The sequence below is a fragment of the Streptomyces sp. NPDC001514 genome (genome assembly GCF_053597075.1).
Genome location: NZ_JBSFHO010000010.1, coordinates 128,759 through 146,298 on the forward strand (window position 1 = coordinate 128,759; position 17,540 = coordinate 146,298).

General features: G+C 71.5%; 11 protein-coding genes. 4 read left to right on the forward strand and 7 right to left on the reverse strand.

Annotated elements, in window-relative coordinates; all coding sequences use genetic code 11:
* Nucleotides 1-114 precede the first annotated feature (114 nt).
* Nucleotides 115-678 (forward strand): dihydrofolate reductase family protein, encoded by a 564-nt coding sequence (locus ACWCXB_RS13650; RefSeq protein WP_450722291.1) that lies wholly within the window; start codon nucleotides 115-117, stop codon nucleotides 676-678.
* Here ACWCXB_RS13650 and ACWCXB_RS13655 read toward each other — a convergent pair.
* Nucleotides 675-962, reverse strand: coding sequence for a GntR family transcriptional regulator (locus ACWCXB_RS13655; RefSeq protein WP_450722293.1), 288 nt, complete (start codon nucleotides 960-962; stop codon nucleotides 675-677). The two genes, ACWCXB_RS13650 and ACWCXB_RS13655, sit on opposite strands and share 4 nt — an antisense overlap.
* A gap of 289 nt (nucleotides 963-1,251) precedes the next feature.
* Here ACWCXB_RS13655 and ACWCXB_RS13660 point away from each other — a divergent pair, with 289 nt between their 5' ends.
* Complete coding sequence (locus ACWCXB_RS13660) at nucleotides 1,252-2,241, forward strand: lytic polysaccharide monooxygenase auxiliary activity family 9 protein (RefSeq protein WP_450722295.1); 990 nt, start codon at nucleotides 1,252-1,254, stop codon at nucleotides 2,239-2,241.
* A gap of 55 nt (nucleotides 2,242-2,296) precedes the next feature.
* On the opposite strand, the gene ACWCXB_RS13665 is transcribed toward ACWCXB_RS13660, so the two are convergent.
* The 3 genes from ACWCXB_RS13665 to ACWCXB_RS13675 form a co-directional block, all read right to left on the reverse strand.
* The gene (locus ACWCXB_RS13665) at nucleotides 2,297-3,169 is read right to left on the reverse strand and encodes an esterase/lipase family protein (RefSeq protein ID WP_450722297.1); all 873 of its coding nucleotides are present in this window, start codon (nucleotides 3,167-3,169) and stop codon (nucleotides 2,297-2,299) included.
* Between the two features lie 184 nt (nucleotides 3,170-3,353).
* Nucleotides 3,354-4,370 (reverse strand): DNA polymerase Y family protein, encoded by a 1,017-nt coding sequence (locus ACWCXB_RS13670; RefSeq protein ID WP_450722418.1) that lies wholly within the window; start codon nucleotides 4,368-4,370, stop codon nucleotides 3,354-3,356.
* Between the two features lie 506 nt (nucleotides 4,371-4,876).
* Nucleotides 4,877-8,368, reverse strand: a complete 3,492-nt coding sequence (locus tag ACWCXB_RS13675; RefSeq protein ID WP_450722299.1) for a DNA polymerase III subunit alpha — start codon at nucleotides 8,366-8,368, stop codon at nucleotides 4,877-4,879.
* Nucleotides 8,369-8,589: 221 nt separating this feature from the next.
* Between ACWCXB_RS13675 and ACWCXB_RS13680 the strand changes: the two genes are divergently transcribed.
* Entirely contained in the window at nucleotides 8,590-9,756 is a 1,167-nt protein-coding gene (locus ACWCXB_RS13680) for an AI-2E family transporter (RefSeq protein ID WP_450722301.1), read from the forward strand.
* 105 nt (nucleotides 9,757-9,861) lie between these two features.
* Here the strand turns inward: ACWCXB_RS13680 and ACWCXB_RS13685 are convergent, their stop codons facing one another.
* Complete coding sequence (locus ACWCXB_RS13685) at nucleotides 9,862-10,947, reverse strand: S1 family peptidase (RefSeq protein WP_450722303.1); 1,086 nt, start codon at nucleotides 10,945-10,947, stop codon at nucleotides 9,862-9,864.
* A 405-nt stretch (nucleotides 10,948-11,352) separates the two neighbouring features.
* Here ACWCXB_RS13685 and ACWCXB_RS13690 point away from each other — a divergent pair, with 405 nt between their 5' ends.
* The gene (locus ACWCXB_RS13690; protein WP_450722305.1) at nucleotides 11,353-12,252 is read left to right on the forward strand and encodes an alpha/beta fold hydrolase; all 900 of its coding nucleotides are present in this window, start codon (nucleotides 11,353-11,355) and stop codon (nucleotides 12,250-12,252) included.
* Here the strand turns inward: ACWCXB_RS13690 and fxsT are convergent.
* Nucleotides 12,249-16,178 carry an FxSxx-COOH system tetratricopeptide repeat protein gene (gene fxsT, locus ACWCXB_RS13695; RefSeq protein ID WP_450722307.1) on the reverse strand — a complete coding sequence of 1,310 codons (3,930 nt, stop codon included), beginning with the start codon at nucleotides 16,176-16,178 and terminating at the stop codon, nucleotides 12,249-12,251. The two genes, ACWCXB_RS13690 and fxsT, sit on opposite strands and share 4 nt — an antisense overlap.
* Nucleotides 16,162-17,514 (reverse strand): FxsC protein, encoded by a 1,353-nt coding sequence (gene fsxC, locus ACWCXB_RS13700; protein ID WP_450722309.1) that lies wholly within the window; start codon nucleotides 17,512-17,514, stop codon nucleotides 16,162-16,164. The genes fxsT and fsxC overlap by 17 nt, the downstream gene beginning before the upstream one ends.
* Between the last annotated feature and the right edge of the window lie 26 nt (nucleotides 17,515-17,540).

A 17,540-nucleotide genomic window follows, 5' to 3' on the forward strand; every position in this document is an offset into this window, starting at 1 on the left:
GCCCAGAAGGAACCGCCTTAGGCCCTGTCCGGCCGAGGGGATCCCGCGAGCCGCGATGAGTCCTGCGGCGTCCGGCGGTCGTACTGTCGAACCCGTTACCGAGGAGGACTTCTGATGCGCAGCGTGACCTATTCGATGAACGTCTCACTTGACGGCTACATCGTCGGGCCGGACGGCGACTTCGACTGGACGGCGCCCGACGAGGAAGTCTTTCGCTTCTGGATCGACGAGATACGAGAGGTCGGCGTCCACCTGTTGGGACGACGGCTGTACGAGACGATGCTGTACTGGGAGACCGCCGACCAGGATCCATCGCTCGGCGACTCCATGCTCGAGTGGGCCGCGCTCTGGAAGCCGCTCCCAAAGGTGGTGTTCTCCACCACGCTGTCGGCGGTGCAGGGCCATGCCCGCCTGGCCTCCGGCGGCCTGGCGGAGGAGATCGAGCGGTTGCGAGCCGAGCCGGGGGAGGGCGACATCGCGATCGGCGGCGCGACCCTCGCCGCCGAGGCGGCCGCGTTGGGTCTGATCGACGAGTACCGGGCCATGGTCTACCCGGTGCTGGTTGGCGGCGGCATCCCGTTCTTTCCCCAACGCGAGCGCCGGGTGGACCTCGAACTCGTCGAGACCCGCACCTTCAGCTCGAGAGTCGTCTACCTCCGCTACCGCGTGGCGCGCTAGTCCCCCTGCCTCATGGGCAGAGCGCGGACTTCCCGCCCCCTGTTCCCCTTGCCAATGAGTCCCTTGCCTTTCATCTGTGCGATGGCGGACCGGACCGCGGTCCGCGAGACCCCGAATCGCTCGCACAGCTCCTTCTCGGTAGGAAATGGGTCGCCCACCTTGACCCCGGCAGTCCGCAGTCCACGGGCCAGCCCCGGGCAGTCAGGGCCGGCACAGCGACGCGAGCGGAGGGCCGAACAGGGAGCCACGCGGGGAGCCACCCGGGGAGCCACCCGAGGCGACACGAGGCGGCTCCCCGCGGACGACTGCGGACGATGAAGCCCCGAACCCCGTGGTCAGCCGTGCGCGCTCCGCAGCCTTCCTGAGCCTGCTCTTACCCCCGCCTTAAAGGCACCATAAGGATCGCCTCCACCCGCTCCCAGCAGCGGATTTCGCCACTTCGAGCGGTTAGCTTGCTGATCGCCGGGGCGGGGTCCCAAGGCGTCGGTGCCGTCGTGCGGGGGGCCGCGCCGCCGCAGTGGGACCCGCCCGTAGTCCCCCCATATGCCGCTGCTGTTGAAGGAGTTCCTCACCATGACCGCTCGCCGTAGGGCCGCCGCCGTCGCCGCACTCGGGATCGCGCCGCTCGCGCTGACCGGGCTGGCCGCTTCGCCGGCTGCCGCGCACGGGTCGATGACGGATCCGGTGAGCCGGGTGTCCGCCTGTTACGCCGAGGGGCCGGAGAACCCGCAGTCGGCGGCGTGCAAGGCGGCGGTCGCCGCCAGTGGGCCGCAGGCGTTCTACGACTGGAACGAAGTCAACATCGCGAACGCCGCCGACAACCACCGGCAGTTGATCCCGGACGGCAAGCTGTGCAGCGCGGGCCGGGACAAGTACAAGGGCCTGGACCTGCCGCGCGCGGACTGGCCGGCGTCGAAGCTCGCCGCGGGCACTCACACGTTCCACTACAAGGGGACCGCGCCGCACAAGGGCTCGTTCGAGCTGTACATCACCAAGGACGGCTACAACCCGTCGAAGCCGCTGAAGTGGTCGGACCTGGAGGAGAAGCCGTTCGCGAAGGTCACCGACCCGCAGCTGGTCAACGGTGAGTACGTCTTCGGCGGAAGCATCCCGGCGAAGTCGGGCCGGCACCTGATCTACTCGATCTGGCAGCGGTCCGACTCCCCCGAGGCGTTCTACACCTGCTCGGACGTGGTGTTCGGCCAGGACAACGGCGGCACCGCGCCGGGCGGTGGTGGTGCACCCGCGCCGACCGCTTCCGCGCCGACCGATGAGCAGATCGAGGAGGGGGCCGGCGAGTCCACGGTGGACCATGGCGGTCACGGAGGCGACAGCCCGGAGGAGCACGCCCAGCAGCCGACGACGGACACGGCCGCGCCGGAGACGCAGACGGAGAGCCAGACCCCCGCCGGCAACACGCCCGCCGCCAACGGTGCCGGCGAGAACCTCGCCGAGACCGGTGGCAGCAGCTCCACCGCGTACCTCGCCATGGGCGGCGCCGCGGCGCTCGCGGTCGGCGCCGCCGTGCTGTTCGGCACGGTCCGCCGCCGGGCCACTCGCTGAGTCGTGGAGTGACGGACGGGGGTGCCGCCTTGTGGGCGGCGCCCCCGCCGCTCTGCTATTCGAAGACCGACGCGCAGGTCGTCGGGGTGGCGTGCGCCGGGTCCAGTGCGTTGGCCACCTCGTGGTACGCGATCCGGTCCCACACGCCGATCGCCACGTGCTCCGAGAAGTCAAGGGCGCACAGATCCTGAAGGGTGACGTTCCGGACGCCGGGCCCGTCGAGGAAGCCCGAGCTGTACGGGGTGACGACCTCGTCGTACTTGGTGGCGATGACGGTGTACCGCACGCCCGGGACCGTGTCACCGCCCGCGTTGAGCTTGGTGAGGAACGCGGATCCCGCGATCTGGTCGGCGAGGCCGGGGGTCGACGCGTTGAGCAGATCCGCCGCGCCCGGGAAGTACGGCAGCAGGTTCGTCAGCCCGCCGAGCTTCGTGCCGTGGTTGTCGGGCGCGAGGCCGACGAGGGCGTTCACCTTGTCCGCGCCGCCCAGGAACTTCAGGTAGTAGCGCGGCATCATGCCGCCCTGCGAGTGTCCGACCAGGTCGGCCTCGGCCGCTCCGGTCGCGGCGAGGACCTGGTCGACGTACGCGTCGAGCTGCTCGGCGGACTTGTCGATGGGGCCGAGACCGTGGAAGAACCGGACCCCGGGCAGCTGGCCGTAGTCGAGCGAGAAGACGCAATAGCCCCGGTGGACGAGATACGGCGCGAGGGCCAGCCAGTTGTCGACCGAGTTGCCGAGGGTTCCGTGGACGAGGACGACGGGGCGCGGGTGGGCGGCGGAGGGCTTGCAGCTGTAGTCGTTCCAGCCACTGGTGGGGGCCGCTGCGGCGTTGGCGGTTGCGGCGGGGGTGACGCCGATCGCGACGGCCAGCAGCAGGGCGGCGAGTGGTCTGATGGCACGCGACCAGGGGAGTTTCCGGGGCAGCATCGGGCGATCTCCTTGCGGCTCAAGGCAAATGGCGATGACTGGGATGTGGGGATTCCCTGCGGCCCGGACCACAAGAGAGAGCTGTGCTCATGACAACGTACGCACGAGTAACCAACTCTGGGAAGTTACGCGTCGGTAAAAACTGATGGATGCCGAAGCGGCACTCTTGTAGGGAAAGATCCGTCTACGCGGCCAGCGAGCCCGGAATGACCGCCCGTGGACCGAACCTGGCACGGGCGCGGTCGGCGACCGCCTCGATCCGGCGGGCCTTCTCGTCGGCCGGGTCGAACGTGAGCTGGTGCGCGGCGCGTTCGGCCGGGACCAGCCCCTCGGCACGCAGGGCGAGGGCGCGGACGCGGGCACGTTGCAGGCCGAGACCGTCGAGGAGGCGGTAGGCGGTGGTGGTGAGGGACGCCGAGTGGGCGGTCGGTTCGGGGAGGGCGCGGGACTTGGAGGAGGTCGTGCGGTCGGCGTAGCGCACGGTGAGGGTCAGGGTGCGGCAGACCTGGCCCTCGGCGCGCATCCGGGCGCCGAGCTCCTCTCCGAGCGAGAGGAGGGCACGGCGGTGCCGGGTGGGGTCCAGTTCGTCGCGGGTGAAGGTGCGTTCGGCGCCGACGGAGCGGGCGGCGGCGTTCGGGACGACCTGGGTACGGTCGATGCCGTGCGCCTTCTCGTACACGTCGCGCCCGGCGCGCGCGCCGAGGATCCGCTGGAGTACGGCGAGGGGCGCGGCGGCGACCCGGTCGACGGTGTCGAGCCCGTATCCGCAGAGGATACGGGCGGTCGCGGGCCCTACGCCGTGCAGCGCGGCGACCGGACGCCCGGCGAGGAACTCCGTCGCGTCGCCCACGACCAGGGTCGCGCCTGGACCGGCCTCGCGCGCCGCCATCCTGGCCAGCAGCGGGTTCGGGCCCGCCCCGATCACGCAGTCGACGCCGTACAGGGCGAGCGCCCGTACCCGTATCAGCGAGGCGAGACCTGCGGCGTCCCGCCCGAAGTACCGCAGCGCACCCCGCACATCGACGAGCGCCCCGTCCGGCGGCGCCGCCTCGACCACCGGCGTGAACGCGCCGAGCAGCGCGAGCAGCCCGGCGTACGCGGCCCCGTCCGGCGCCCCTCCCCCGAGCTTGCGGAACCGCAGATACAGCACGGCCGCCTCGGCCCCTGCGGCCCGGTCCACCCCGTCGGACGCCTCCGCCATACCCCGGCCCACCCCGTCGGACGCCTCCGCCATACCCCGGCCCACCCCGTCGGACGCCTCCGCCATACCCCGGCCCACCCCGTCGGACGCCTCCGTCGCACCCCGGCCCGGGCTGCGGTCGGCCGGCGCGTCACTGCCCGGTGCCGAGGACGCGCCGATCGGCCCCAGCGCCTGGGCCGGACCACCGGTCGACTCCGTCACGGCCCGGTCCGGACCGGCATCAGGCCGCGCGACCTCCGCAGGCCTGCCCGGAACACAGGCGGCCGACATGGCTGACCTGGCGTCAGCCTCCGCCGTACGGCCCCGGCTCTGGCCGTGGCCGGCCGGCACACCGCTGCCCGCTGCCGACGTGGCCCCCGCGGGCCTGCCCAGGCCGGCGTCCGTCGGCGCAGCCGGCGCGCCCTCGCCCGGCGCCGGCGCCTGCCGTGAGCCCGCCTCGGTCACGGCGCCTCCGGCGCCAACGGCGCGCGCGGCCCGGGCCGGCTTCCAGGGCTTCCGTTCCGTCGTCATCCCGCGCTCCCCGGGCTCTGGTGCCACAACTTCCGTGCCGGCGTCGCCATGCCGTCGCCCGCCGGGCGCAGGTCGGCCCAGGCGTTCATCTCGTAGCCGGTGGACATACGGATGGTGCGGTCCGCGGGTGGTGCGGCGGACGGTGCCGGGGAGTCCGTCGGGGAGTCCGCAGACGAGTCCGCAGAGTCCGTCGCGGCCAGCTGCTGGGCCACCGCGTCGAGACCGCCCGTACGCCGGACCTCGATCAGGTCCGCGAGGTTCCACGCCGCCGAGCCGACCACGCTGAGGCTGCGCGGGCCGCGGCGCTGGACCACGCCGCGTACGAGCAGCAGCCAGGAGTGGAAGACGGTGTGCGCGCACGCCTCGTGGCTGTCGTCGAAGAAGGCCAGGTCGACCAGGCCCGTACCGTCGTCCAGGGTGGTGAAGATGACCCGGCGGCCGGAGCGGATCGGCGGGGTCTGGGTGGCCGCCTTGGCGCCCGCAACCAGCACGGTCGCGCCGTGCTCGGCGTCGCGCAGCCGCCGCGCGGGGATCGCGCCGAGCTCGTCGAGGAAGGCGTGGTGGTCCGCCATCAGATGGCGGGACGCGTCCATGCCGAGGACGCCCAGCTCGGCGCTGAGCCGCTCGGCCTCGTTGAGGTCGGGCAGGCCGACGGACGCGGTCCTGTGGCCGCCTCCCAGGGGCAGCTGCGCACCACGACCACCGTGGGAGGCCAGGCCCCGCTGCGTACGGTGGAGTTCGGCAAGGTGCAGCAGCAGGTCGCGGCGGTTCGCGCCGAATGCGTCCAGCGCGCCGACCTGCGCGAGCCGTTCGGCGACCGGCCGCCCCGGCCGAGCCCGCTCCCAGAAGTCCAGCAGGGACGTGTACGGCCGCCCCGCCTCGATCCGCGCCGCTTCCGCCTTGCTGATGCCATGGACATCGGAGAGTGCGAGCCGTATGCCCCACTTTCCGTCAGACATCAGTTCGATCTGATAGGCGACCGCCGACCGGTTCACATCCAGCGGCAGCACCGGCACCCCCCGCCGTCGCGCATCAGCCAGCAGCAGCCGCTTCGGATACATCCCGGGGTCGTGCGTGAGCAGCCCCGCGTAGAAGGCCGCGGGATGGTGCGCCTTCAGCCACGCCGACTGGTACGTCGGTACGGCGAAGGCGACCGCGTGCGCCTTGCAGAAGCCGTACGAGCCGAACGCCTCGATGATCTCCCAGGCCCGCGCGATCACTTCGGCCGCGTACCCCTTCCGCTCCGCCTGCTGCGCGAACCACACCTTGATCCGTCCCTGCGACTCCGGGTCGGAGAGCCCGCGCCGCACCCGGTCGGCCTCGTCCCGGCCGCACCCGGTCATGATGTTCACCATCTCGATGATCTGCTCGTGGAAGACGACGACCCCGTACGTCTCCCCCAGCGGTCCGGCCAGATCCGGGTGCGGGAAGCGGACCGGCGCCCGCCCGTGCCGGGCCGCGATGAACGGCCGCACCATGTCGGCGGCGACCGGCCCCGGCCGGAACAGCGAGATGTCGACGACCAGGTCGTGGAAGGTCGCGGGCTGCAGCCTGCCGACCAGATCGCGCTGGCCCGGCGACTCGATCTGGAAGCAGCCGAGCGTCTCGGCGCTGCGGATCAGCTGATACGTCGCCGGGTCGCCCGGCGGCACCTGCTCCGGGTCGTCCAGGTCGATCCGGTGGCCCGTCGCCCGCTCGACCTCGGCGACGGCGTGGGCCATCGCGGACTGCATCCGTACGCCCAGTACATCGAGCTTGAGCAGCCCGAGGTCCTCGACGTCGTCCTTGTCGAACTGCGACATCGGGAAGCCCTCGCCGCTGGTCGGCATCACGGGCGTACGCCGCAGCAGCGAGGAGTCCGAGATGAGCACCCCGCACGGGTGCATGGCGACGCCTCGCGGCAGCGCGTCCAGGCCCTCGACCAGCTCCCACAGCCTGCGGTGTCCGCCCTTCTCCTTCGCCACTTCGCGCAGTTCGGGCAGCTCCTCCATCGCCGCGCGGGCGTCCCGGGCACGGATGTGCGGGAACGCCTTGGCCAGCCGGTCGATCTCGGCCGGGTCCATGCTCAGCGCGGCGCCCACGTCCCGGATCGCGTGCCGCACCCGGTAGGTCTCGGGCATGGCGACGGTCGCGACCCGCTCCTCGCCGAAGCGGTCGATGATCGCGCGGTAGACCTCCAGCCGGCGCGCGGACTCGACGTCGATGTCGATGTCGGGCAGCACGAACCGGCGCTTGGACAGGAACCGTTCCATCAGCAGATGCTGCTCGACGGGGTCGGCGTGGGCGATGCCGAGCAGATGGTTCACCAGGGATCCGGCGCCGGAGCCGCGTGCGGCCACCCGGATGCCCATCCTCTTGACGTCGTCGACGACCTGAGCGACCGTCAGGAAGTACGAGGCGTTGCCGTGGAAGTCGATGATGTCCAGCTCGGAGTGCATCCGCTCCCAGTAGGCGCGGGCGTCGGGCCTGCGGTCGTAGCCGCGCAGCACCATCCCCGCGGCAGCACGGGAGGCGAGGACGCGCTGCGCGGTGCGCCGGCCGGCGCCGACGAGATGCGGCTCGGGGAAGTAGACGGACCCCATGCCCAGGTCGCCCTCGGGGTCGACGATGCACTCGGCGGCGGTCTCCTCGGTCACGGCGAGCAGCCGGTGCGCGGCATCGCGCCGCCACCCGGCCGCCTCGGCGATCAGCTCGGCAGCGCGGTACATCTCGTCCGCGCCCTTGAGCCAGCGCTCTCCGCTGTCCAGGCCCTTGGCCGGATCGACCGGGACGAGCCGGCGGGCCGCGTCCAGGACGTCGGCGACCGGGCCCTGGCCGGGGTCGGCGTACCGTACGGCGTTGCTCAGCACGGCCCGTACGCCCTGCTCGGCGGCGAAACCGGCGGTTCGGGCGGCGAGCCGCAGTGAGCCGGGGCCCGTGCCTGCCAGCCCGTGGTGCACCGCTTCGAGGCGCAGGGCATCGCCGTACCGCTCCCGCCAGGGGGCGAGCAGCCGGGCCGCCCGGTCGGGACGGCCCGCGGCCAGCGCCCTGCCGACCTCGGAGGCGGGGCCGAGCAGCACGGTGAGCCCGTCCGGGGCCCCCGGGGCATCCAGCGCGTCCCACTCGACGACGGGCTGATCGGCCGCGGTGTGCGCGGCGGTGATCAGCCGGCAGAGCTCCGCCCAGCCGGCCGCGCCGTCGCGGGCGAGGAAGGTGACCCGGGGCGTCGACTCGTCGATGAAGGCTCCGCCGCGCACCGGGGTACGCCGCCGGGCGGCGGTCGTGGGCGCGTGCTCCCGTACGGCGAGCTCGGCGCCGAACAGCGGACGCACCCCCTCCTTGACGCAGGCCTTGGCGAACCGGACCGCGCCCGCGAGGGTGTCGCGGTCGGTCAGGGCCAGCGCGTCCATACCCCGCTCGGCGGCGCGCTCGACCAGCCGCTCCGGGTGCGAGGCTCCGTACCGTACGGAGAATCCGGACACGGTGTGCAGATGCGTGAACCCGGGCATCCGCACCTCCTGGATCAATCCGTTCTCACCTCCCCCTCACCTCCACCATAGACCAAGTTTCGAACATCCGTGCGATCCTCGCCGCGCTCCTGCCCCACCCGTCACCCGATCCCGTCCCACCTGCGCAAACGGCGCACGGGACGCCCCGCACACGGCCTTGCGCGACCCGGATGCGACGGGGCGCCGGGTCCCGGCGGTTCTGGGTGCCGTCGGCGGCTTGGGTGCCATCGGGGGAATGTCGGTCCCGGCACGTTGGCCGCCGCGCCCCGGGTGGTACGAGTCGGGGCGTGCCGGGAGGTGGTGACGGGCAGCTGCCGGGGCGCACGGGCGGCGAGCCGCCGGTCGCGCCCGCCCTGCGCACGGCCGCCGCCTACTCCTGGCGCCTGCTGATCGTGGGAGCCCTGGTGTACGCCGTCTTCTCGGTCCTCGGGCGCTTTCACGAGCTCGCCGTCGCCGTCTTCCTCGGGCTCGTCGTCACCGCGATGCTCCGGCCGGTGACCGATCTGCTGGCACGCAGGCTGCCGCGCCCGCTCGCCGTCGCGGTCGCGCTGATCGGCAGCATCGTCGTCGTCCTCGGCATCCTGGCCCTGGTCGGCGAGACGGTCTCCGGAGAGCGGGCCTCACTGCAGCGGGAGTTCGGCGACGGGGTCGAAAGAATCGAACGCTGGCTGGAGCAGCCGCCGTTCCGGCTGAACCCGGAGGCGCTCACGGACGTCCAGTCACGGATCGGCCGGTTCCTGTCCAGGCATCGTTCGACGGTCATCAGTACGGCCCTGAGCGGCGCGGGGCGGCTGGTGGAGGTGCTGACGACACTCGCGCTGGCGCTGTTCTGCTCGGTCTTCTTCCTCCACTCGGGCGACCGGCAGTGGGCCTGGTTCTGCGTCCAGCTTCCGGTGTCGGTGCGGGACCGGGTGTCGGTGGCGGGCCACGCGGCCTGGCGGACGTTCACCGGATACACGCACGGCATCGTGCTCGTGGCGGCGACCAACGCGGTGCTCGTTGGCGTGGCCCTCTACGTCCTCGGTGTGCCGCTCGCCGTGCCGCTCGCCCTGCTGGAGTTCTTCGCCGCCTTCATTCCGCTGATCGGCTCGCCCATCGCCCTCGCCGTGGCGGCCGTGGTGGCGCTGGCGGCCAAGGGGCCGGTCATCGCGGCCGTCGTCATCGCGCTGATCGTGATCATCGGCCAGATCGAGGGGCATGTGCTGCACCCGATCGTGATGAGCTGGGCCGTCCGGCTGCACCCCGTGGTCGTCGCACTGTCGGTCATCGGCGGGGCCGTCGCCGCCGGAGTGATCGGCGCGGTCGTGGCCGTACCGCTGGTGTCGGTCCTCTGGTCGGCCCGCCAGGCCCTGCGCGCCACGCACGACGAAGGCCCGGCCCGGCCCTGACGGGCCGATCCGACAGCGGGGATACCCCTCGGTCTGCGCGCCGACGCCGCGCAGACCGAGGGGTACGGGGTGCCAGAGGTGACCCGCACCCCTCGACCGCCGGCGTCAGCCGATCTGCGCGCCGAAGACCTCCAGCGCCTCCGTCACCGGCTGGAAGAACGTCTCGCCGCCCGCGGAGCAGTCGCCGCTGCCGCCCGAGGTCAGGCCGATCGCGGAGTCGCCGGAGAAGAGCGAGCCGCCGCTGTCGCCGGGCTCGGCGCAGACGTTCGTCTGGATGAGGCCGTTGACGATCTGGCCGTTGCCGTAGTTCACGGTCGCGTCGAGGCCGGTGACCTCGCCGTCGTGCACCTGGGTGGTGGAGCCGCTGCGGCTGACCTGCATGCCCACCGTCGCCTCGGCCGCCCGGGTGATCTCCTGCGAGCTGCCGTTGTAGAGGTCCACGGCGCTCGGGTGCTCGGTGTCGCCGTCGTACTTGACGAGCGCGAAGTCGTTCCCGGGGAACTGCGAGTCCACCATCGTGCCGATCGCGGGCCCGCCCGCGGACTCGGACCACTCGCTGCCGGCCTCGCCGCAGTGGCCGGCCGTGATGAAGTGCGGGGCGCCGTCCTTGACGACGTTGAAGCCGAGCGAGCAGCGCCCGCCCCCGCTGTGGATGGCGTCACCGCCGGCGATGAAGGGCTTGAACTCCCCCGCCGTCTTCTTCAGTTCCGCCTTCTCGCCGAGTCCCTTCACGACCTCCTGGAGCTTGGTCCAGTCGGCGCCGTCGACCGTACGGTCGGCGGTGACGACCACCTTGTTGGTCACGGGGTCGGTGGCCCAGGAGGTGCCGGGGATGGTGGCGCGGTCGGTGAGCGTCTTCCGGGCGGACGTGAGCTCGGCCAGCGTGTTCCGGACGATTCTGGCCTTGCCACCCGCCTCGCGCACGGACGCGGCGGCCTCCTCGTCAACAACGTTCATCACGAGGGCCTTGGTCTCGGCGTCGTAGTACGCGCCTGCCGCGTCGCCGCCCAGCTCCTGACCGAGCGTCGATGCGAGGTTTCCGGCCGCCGTCGCCGTCAGGGTCTTGACCGTGAACTCGGGGGTTTCCACACTGGCGTTCGCAGTCTGGAAGGTGACTCCCGCGGCCACGAGCGCGGCGACGGCTCCACCTGCCATCGTCGCGCGCTTCTTGGATATGCGTCGGTGCTTCAACGTCGACCTCCTGTGGGGGCCGCGTACGGTCAAGTGGGGTGACCGCACACGGAGGATGGGGCGCCCACTATTCCGAGACCCGTCGGCAGCACACAAGGTCGACTTCAGGACGCGCACACGACCACTCGAATGCGCCCCCTGTTCGTTCACAACCACCGGTCACCACCGGCGGTTTCGTTTGCGAACACCAGGTGCGATCAGTCGGTGGGCGGCGTGTGAGGACTAGTCCTGTCCGGATTTCGCCGCTGCGCGACACTCCGCTTCCCCCCGCTGATGGGTAATCATCTAAGGGGCGGGGAATGCCAAGGCAGTATTGCTGCAGACAGCACACAGCATCGCGGCGCCCAACAGCACGGCGCCCAACAGCAATGCACACACGGACCGCACGGCTAAGGAGGCGGGGGTTTGCGACGTCGGGTGCGCGCATCGGACGGGCGGCATCTGATGGTGGAGCGCATCGGGGATCCGCGCGGCAGACCTGTCTTCCTGCTCCACGGCACCCCGGGCAGCAGGCTGGGCCCGGCCCCGCGCGGCATGGTGCTCTACCAGCGCGGGATGCAGCTGATTGCGTACGACCGCCCCGGCTACGGTGGCTCCGACCGGCTGGCGGGCCGGAGTGTGGCCGATGTCGTCGAGGACGTACGGGCGATCGCCGATGCCCTGGGGCTCGACCGCTTCGCCGTGGTGGGCCGCTCGGGCGGCGCGCCGCACGCCCTGGCCTGCGCCGCGCTGATGCCCGACCGGGTGACCAGGGCCGCCGCACTCGTCACGCTGGCGCCGCGGGACGCGGACGGTCTCGACTGGTTCGAGGGGATGGCCGCCTCCAACGTCCTCGAGTACACGAGGGCCACCGCCGACCCGGACGGGCTCACCGCCCGGTTCATCACCCGCTCCGACGAGATCCGCCGGGATCCGGTCAGGCTCCTCGACGATCTGCGCCGGGAGCTGACCGACTCCGACCGGATGGTGGTCGCGGACGCCGGCGTACGGGCGATGCTGCTGCGCAACTACCAGGAGGCGCTGCGCACTTCGGCGTACGGCTGGATCGACGACGCGCTCGCCTTCTGCAGCCCCTGGGGCTTCGACCCGGCCGAGATCAAGCCGCCCGTGCTCCTGTGGCACGGCGAGAAGGACGTCTTCTCGCCGGTCGGCCACTCCCGCTGGCTCGCGGAGCGCATCCCGGGCGCGACGGCCGTACTGGAACCGGCCGCCGCGCACTTCGATGCCCTGCACGCCCTCCCCAGGATCCTCACCTGGCTGCTGGAGGACGACCCCGGTCGGCCAGGTGAACCGAGCCACGATTAGACAGCGAGCGGCTCCAGGTCCCGGTGGATCCTGCGCTCGTCCCGCGCGATCCTCGTCATCACATGGTCGTCGCCCAGCAGCCGCCCCAGCTCCTCGACGGTCTCCGCGCGCAGTACCGCCGCCTCGTCCTTGCGGCCCAGCGCGCCGAGCGTGACGCACATGTTGGAGGCGACGGCGAGGGTCTCCGGGTGGTGGGCGCCCAGCACCTCGCGGAGTTTCATGACCGCGCGCCGCTCGGTTTCCAGTGCCGCCTCCAGTTCGCCCATGTCCGCGCGGGCGTTGGCGAGGTTGACGGTGCAGAACAGGGTGTGCGGGTGGGCGCTGCCGAGGATGTCCGTCATCCTCCTGATGGCCGGCTGCAGCAGCTCCTCCGCGAGGTCGGGGGCGCCGCAGCCCCAGTGGTAGATGCCGAGGTTGTTGATCGCGGCGAGGGTGTACGGGTGCTTCTCGCCCGGCACCTCCCGGTACTGGTCGACGACCTCCTGCGCCAGGTCTCTGGCGGCGACGGGCTCCCCGGCCGCGAACAGATCGGCCGCCAGGTTCAGATCGCAGGCCAGCGAGTCCGGATGGGCGTAGGTGTACTTGGCGCGATAGCGGTTGCGCGTCGCCGTGGTGAGCCGGCGCGCGTCCTCCGCCCTGCCGGCCTTGCGCAGCGACACGGCAAGGCTCTTCGCCGCGGCCAGCGTGCCGGGGAAGGCCCGGCCGAGGGTCTCCTTGTAGGCGTCGTACGTCCGCGAGAGCAGCGCCACCGAGTCCTCGTACCGGCCGACTTCCCGCAGGTCACGGGCGAGTGAGGTGGCCGAGGAGAGGGTGTACGGGTGCTCGGGGCCGAGCACCTCGGTGCGCCGGTCGAAGACGTCCTGGTCGATCTCGCGGGCGCGCGCGTACTGGCCGACCATGCGCAGGTTCAGCGCGAGGTTGTTGGCGGCGGCCAGGGTGCGCGGGTGGGACTCGTGGAAGATCTGGCTGAAGCCCTCGTGGGCCTCGGTGGCCAGTTCCATCGCCTTGCCGTACTGGCCGAGCGTGCCGAGGTCCATCGCGAGACCGGACGTGGTCATGTAGGTGTGCGGATGGGAGGCGCCGAGCACGGCCCGCTGCCGCTCGAGCGTCACCTCGTCCAGCTCCCGCGCCTCCACATAACGACCTTGTGAGCGGAGGATGTTGGAGAGGTGGAAGCGCAGGTACAGATACTGCAGGTCGTCGTTTCCGAGCATCTCCCGCCAGGTGTCGCGCAGTTCTTCGGCGAGCGCTCCCGCGGTCTGCCAGTCGCCGCGCTTCCACAGATAGCGAACACGGTCGATGAGCAGCCGCCTGGTCTCCGGCTCCTTGCAGAAGCGGGCCTCCGAAGGGCCGAGGTGCGGCCAGATGGTGTTGAACCGCGGCCAGGTCTCGGGGTTGTCGATCGGCTCGTCGTCGTCGGGGCGTGCGCCGGCGAGGATCCGGTGGACGGCGTGCCGCGCGTCCATCTGCTCCTCCTCGCTGAGCTGGGCCCTGATGACGGCCTGCACCAGCCGGTGCACCTGGATGGAGTTGGAGACCTGGTCGACCTTGGCGAGGGCGAACCGGCCGATCTCCCGGATGACCCGGCCGAGCACGAGCTTCTCCTGGAGGGACGCGTCGTACGGCTTGAGGGCCTCGATCATCTCCTTGCTGTAGAGGAGGTTCGCGGAGATCGGCTCGGGTGCGAAGAACGCACAGAGCTGGAGCAGCCGCACGGCCGCGGGCGAGCGTTCCTTGAGCCGCTCGATGGAGACGTTCCAGGTCGCGGCGACCGGCTCGGGATAGCCTGCGGGCTGGTTGAGCGCGAGGACGCTCGGCGCCTGCTGGGCCAGCTGTTCCAGATAGGTGGCGACGGGCGTCGCGGTCTCGGCGATCCACGCTGCGGCCTGCTCGACGGCCAGCGGCAGGTCACCGACGGCGGCGGCGACCTGGTCGGCGTCCTCGATCGTCAGTCCGGGGGCGCGGCGCTGCAGATGCTCGATGGACTCCTCGCGCAGGAAGACGTCGACGGGCAGCGCGTCACCGTACTGGGACCAGGTCTGGTTCCTTGAGGTGACCAGGATGTGTCCGCCGGTCGGGAAGAACCTCTTCAGCTGTTCGGGGTCGTCGGCGTTGTCGAAGACCAGCAGCCAGCGCGACGTCGGTACTCCGCGTCGCAGGAGATCGACGGCCTCCTGGGAGGCCGCTGCCATGTCCTCACCGCCCTGGGCACCAAGCCGGACGGCGAGTTCGGCGAGCCCGGCGACGACGTCGTCGGGCTGCTCGGACGAGATCCACCACACCAGGTCGTAGTCGGCCATGAAGCGGTGCACGTACTCCAGCGCCACCTGGGTCTTGCCGACACCGCCGAGTCCGTACAGCGTCTGGGGCTGCGGCAGGACGACGGCCATTCCGCCGCCGAGCTGGTCGCGCATCCGCTCCAGGACGACGGAGCGGCCGGTGAAGCCGGGGTTGCGGGGCGGGGCGTTCCAGATCTTGGGGACGGTGCCGGGGAAGCGTGGCCCCGGCGAGACCCCGTCGGCGAGCTGCACGGGCCGATCGAGGGCGCGCAGCAGGGCGGTGGTGGCGTGCACCTCGTCGAGGCGGAAGAGGTCGACGGGGTTGCGGTCGATGTAGGGCGTGGTGAGGCGTACGTCGCCCACGCGGAGCGGCAGCAGATGGCGCCGGCCGCCGCCGGGGTCCTCGGACGCGGCGCGCTCCCACACCTCCATGGCACGCGTGGACTTGAGGTAGGCGCTGGAGAGGAGCACGACGGTGCGCGCGGCGGTCTCGGCGGCGTGCGCGGCCGTGCCGTCCTGCGGCGGTTCGGCGGAGACGTCGCGCGGGACGACGCGGAAGCCGGCGCGGGTGAGGACGGACTCGATCCAGTCGGCCCACATCCGGTTCTCGGCGACGTAGCTGAGGAAGAGATCGGCGGGCAGGGCGGGGCGGCGGCGGGTGAAGGCGTCCCTGATCCGCAGCCTGACCTCCTCGCCGACCGCGGGCATGGAGGTGATCTCCCCGTCGGTGATGACGGAGGTGAGCCGCTCGAAGGCGGAGAGCAGGGAGTTGGTCAGTCCCGCCTCGTCGCCGAAGGTGGCCAGGGTCTCCTCGTACGCGTAGTAGGGGCGGTAGGGGATTTCCACCGCGCCCCAGTAGGAGGTGAGTTCGTCGCCGGCGAGGCCGGTCGGGAAGCGGTCGAACTTCAGGCGGGCCAGTGCCCGTCCGGCGTCGGCCTTCTCCTTCTCGCCCTCGTCGATGCGCATCGGTACGGGGAAGATCCGGATGCCGCGGCCGCTGTAGCGTTCGTCGATCTGGCGGGCGACGGCGGCGGCGCCGTCGATGGACTGGTCGCTGAGGGTGAAGCAGTCGACGAGGACGTCGGGCAGATGGACGGTGCAGATGTCGGCGATGTCGCTGAGGCCGGTGCGGCTGTCGATGAGGACGTAGTCGTAGTTGGCCTTCATGTCGTCGCGCAGTGCGTCGAAGAAGTGCCCGCCGCCGAGGCGGTCGTAGAAGTTGTCCCAGTCGAAGGTGGAGACGGTCGCCGAGTACTCGCGGTTCTGCTTGCCCGCGGAGACGAAGTCGAGGGTGCCGCCCTCGGGGAACTCCCAGCCCAGGTTCTCGGGCGTGAGGGAGACGGCGTGCGGCTGGATGCGCGCGTAGTCGCGGTGCCAGTCGTCGGGGCGCTGCACGGGGCTGGTGGCGGCCCAGGCGTATTCGGTGATCAGGTCGATGACACCGGTGGTGGCGCCGAGCGTGGAGGGGTCGAGGAAGGGGTGGAAGAAGCGGTGGAGGCCGGGGGCTTCGAGGTCCCAGTCGACGGCGAGGACCCGTTTGCCGTTCGCGGCGAGTATCCAGGCCGTGTTGGCCATGGCCATCGTCCGGCCGGTGCCTCCCTTGTACGAGTAGAAGGTGACGATGCGTCCGTCACGACTGGCTGTCATCCGTGTCCTCCGCATCGGGCGCCTGGTCGAGCATGTCGTGGGTGAAGTGCGTGGTGGCGTACTCGGCGGCCATCGGGCCGCGCAGCCGGGGGCGTTCGGTGTGGCTGCCGCCGGCCGGTGGATAGACCTGGGCGTGTCTCAGGTACTGCTGGGCGGCGGCTTCCACCACCTGGGGGAGGATCTGGCCGAAGGCTTCCATGCTGGGTACGCCGCGGGCGGCGGCCCGGCAGGCGGCACGGCCCTGGCTCAGCTTGGTGGGCAGGGTCGCCTCGAGTTTGGCGGTGAGCTCGCTGTCGGCGGCGCGGCTCTGGTGGTCGTCCCGGTTCCAGGGGACGACGACGCTGACCCAGGGGCGGTGCTCGGCGTCGAAGGCGGCGAGCCGTGCCCGTCTCTCCTCGTCCTCCAGGGCCCAGCGGTCGATGAGCAGCAACTCGGGCTGGACCGGGGGCTGTTTGGCGTCTCCGGGGGAGGCGTCGAGGTCGAAGGACGTCACGGTGGCCTGGTAGTTGAGGGAGCGGACCAGGTCCTGTGCGACATAGCCGAGGGCTCGGGCCGAGTCCGGGTGGTACGGATTCCAGTCCTGCGGCATGTCTCCGTAGTAGGCGGGGTCGCGTCCCTCGGGCAGTTCGTGCCGGGTGGGGGCGGCGACCGTGACCTGAATGGGACGGGGCCCGCTGGTGCGGGAGTCCGACGGGTTGGGTGTGCCGAAGGCGCTGGGCGCCTGCCGGTAGTCGAGGGGCCTGCTGGGCCCGACCCCGGCGGTGTCGGCGACGCTGACGATGCGCTTGGCGAGTTCGTAGACCGCGCGCTCGTACTCCTCGGCGAATATGCGGAGTTTGATGAGCCCGTAGAGGCCGTCGGTGACATAGCGGTCCCCGAAGGCGCGGTGGTTGAACTGCAACCGCTCGGCGGGACCGGGGAGTTGTTCGGGCGGCACCGGCACCCACAGGGCGGGCACTATGGCCTCGGCCGGCCGGTTGCTCTTGGCCTGGTGGTAGATGGCCCGCTGGGCGAAGGCGTACCACTCCTTCCCGCACATCTCGCTGGCGAAGTAGCGCGGTGAGAAGAGTGGTACGAAGACGCGACAGGTGGCGAGTACTTCACCGAGCCGCTCCGACCAGCCCTCGCCCGAGCGTATGTCCCGGTCCATGAATCCGGCCGGGGCACCGGCCGGGAGATCGGTCATGGCCATCACATGGCCGCACAGATCACTGAACAGCCGCTCGACCCACATATCGGGGTCGGGGCCACCGGCTGCGTACCTCGGCGTGTGCGCATAGCTCAAGAAGAAGTACGGCCGATGGTCCGCCGCTCGATGTTGCGATGACGCTTGCACACGACCCCCGTCCTGGTCCTGTGTGA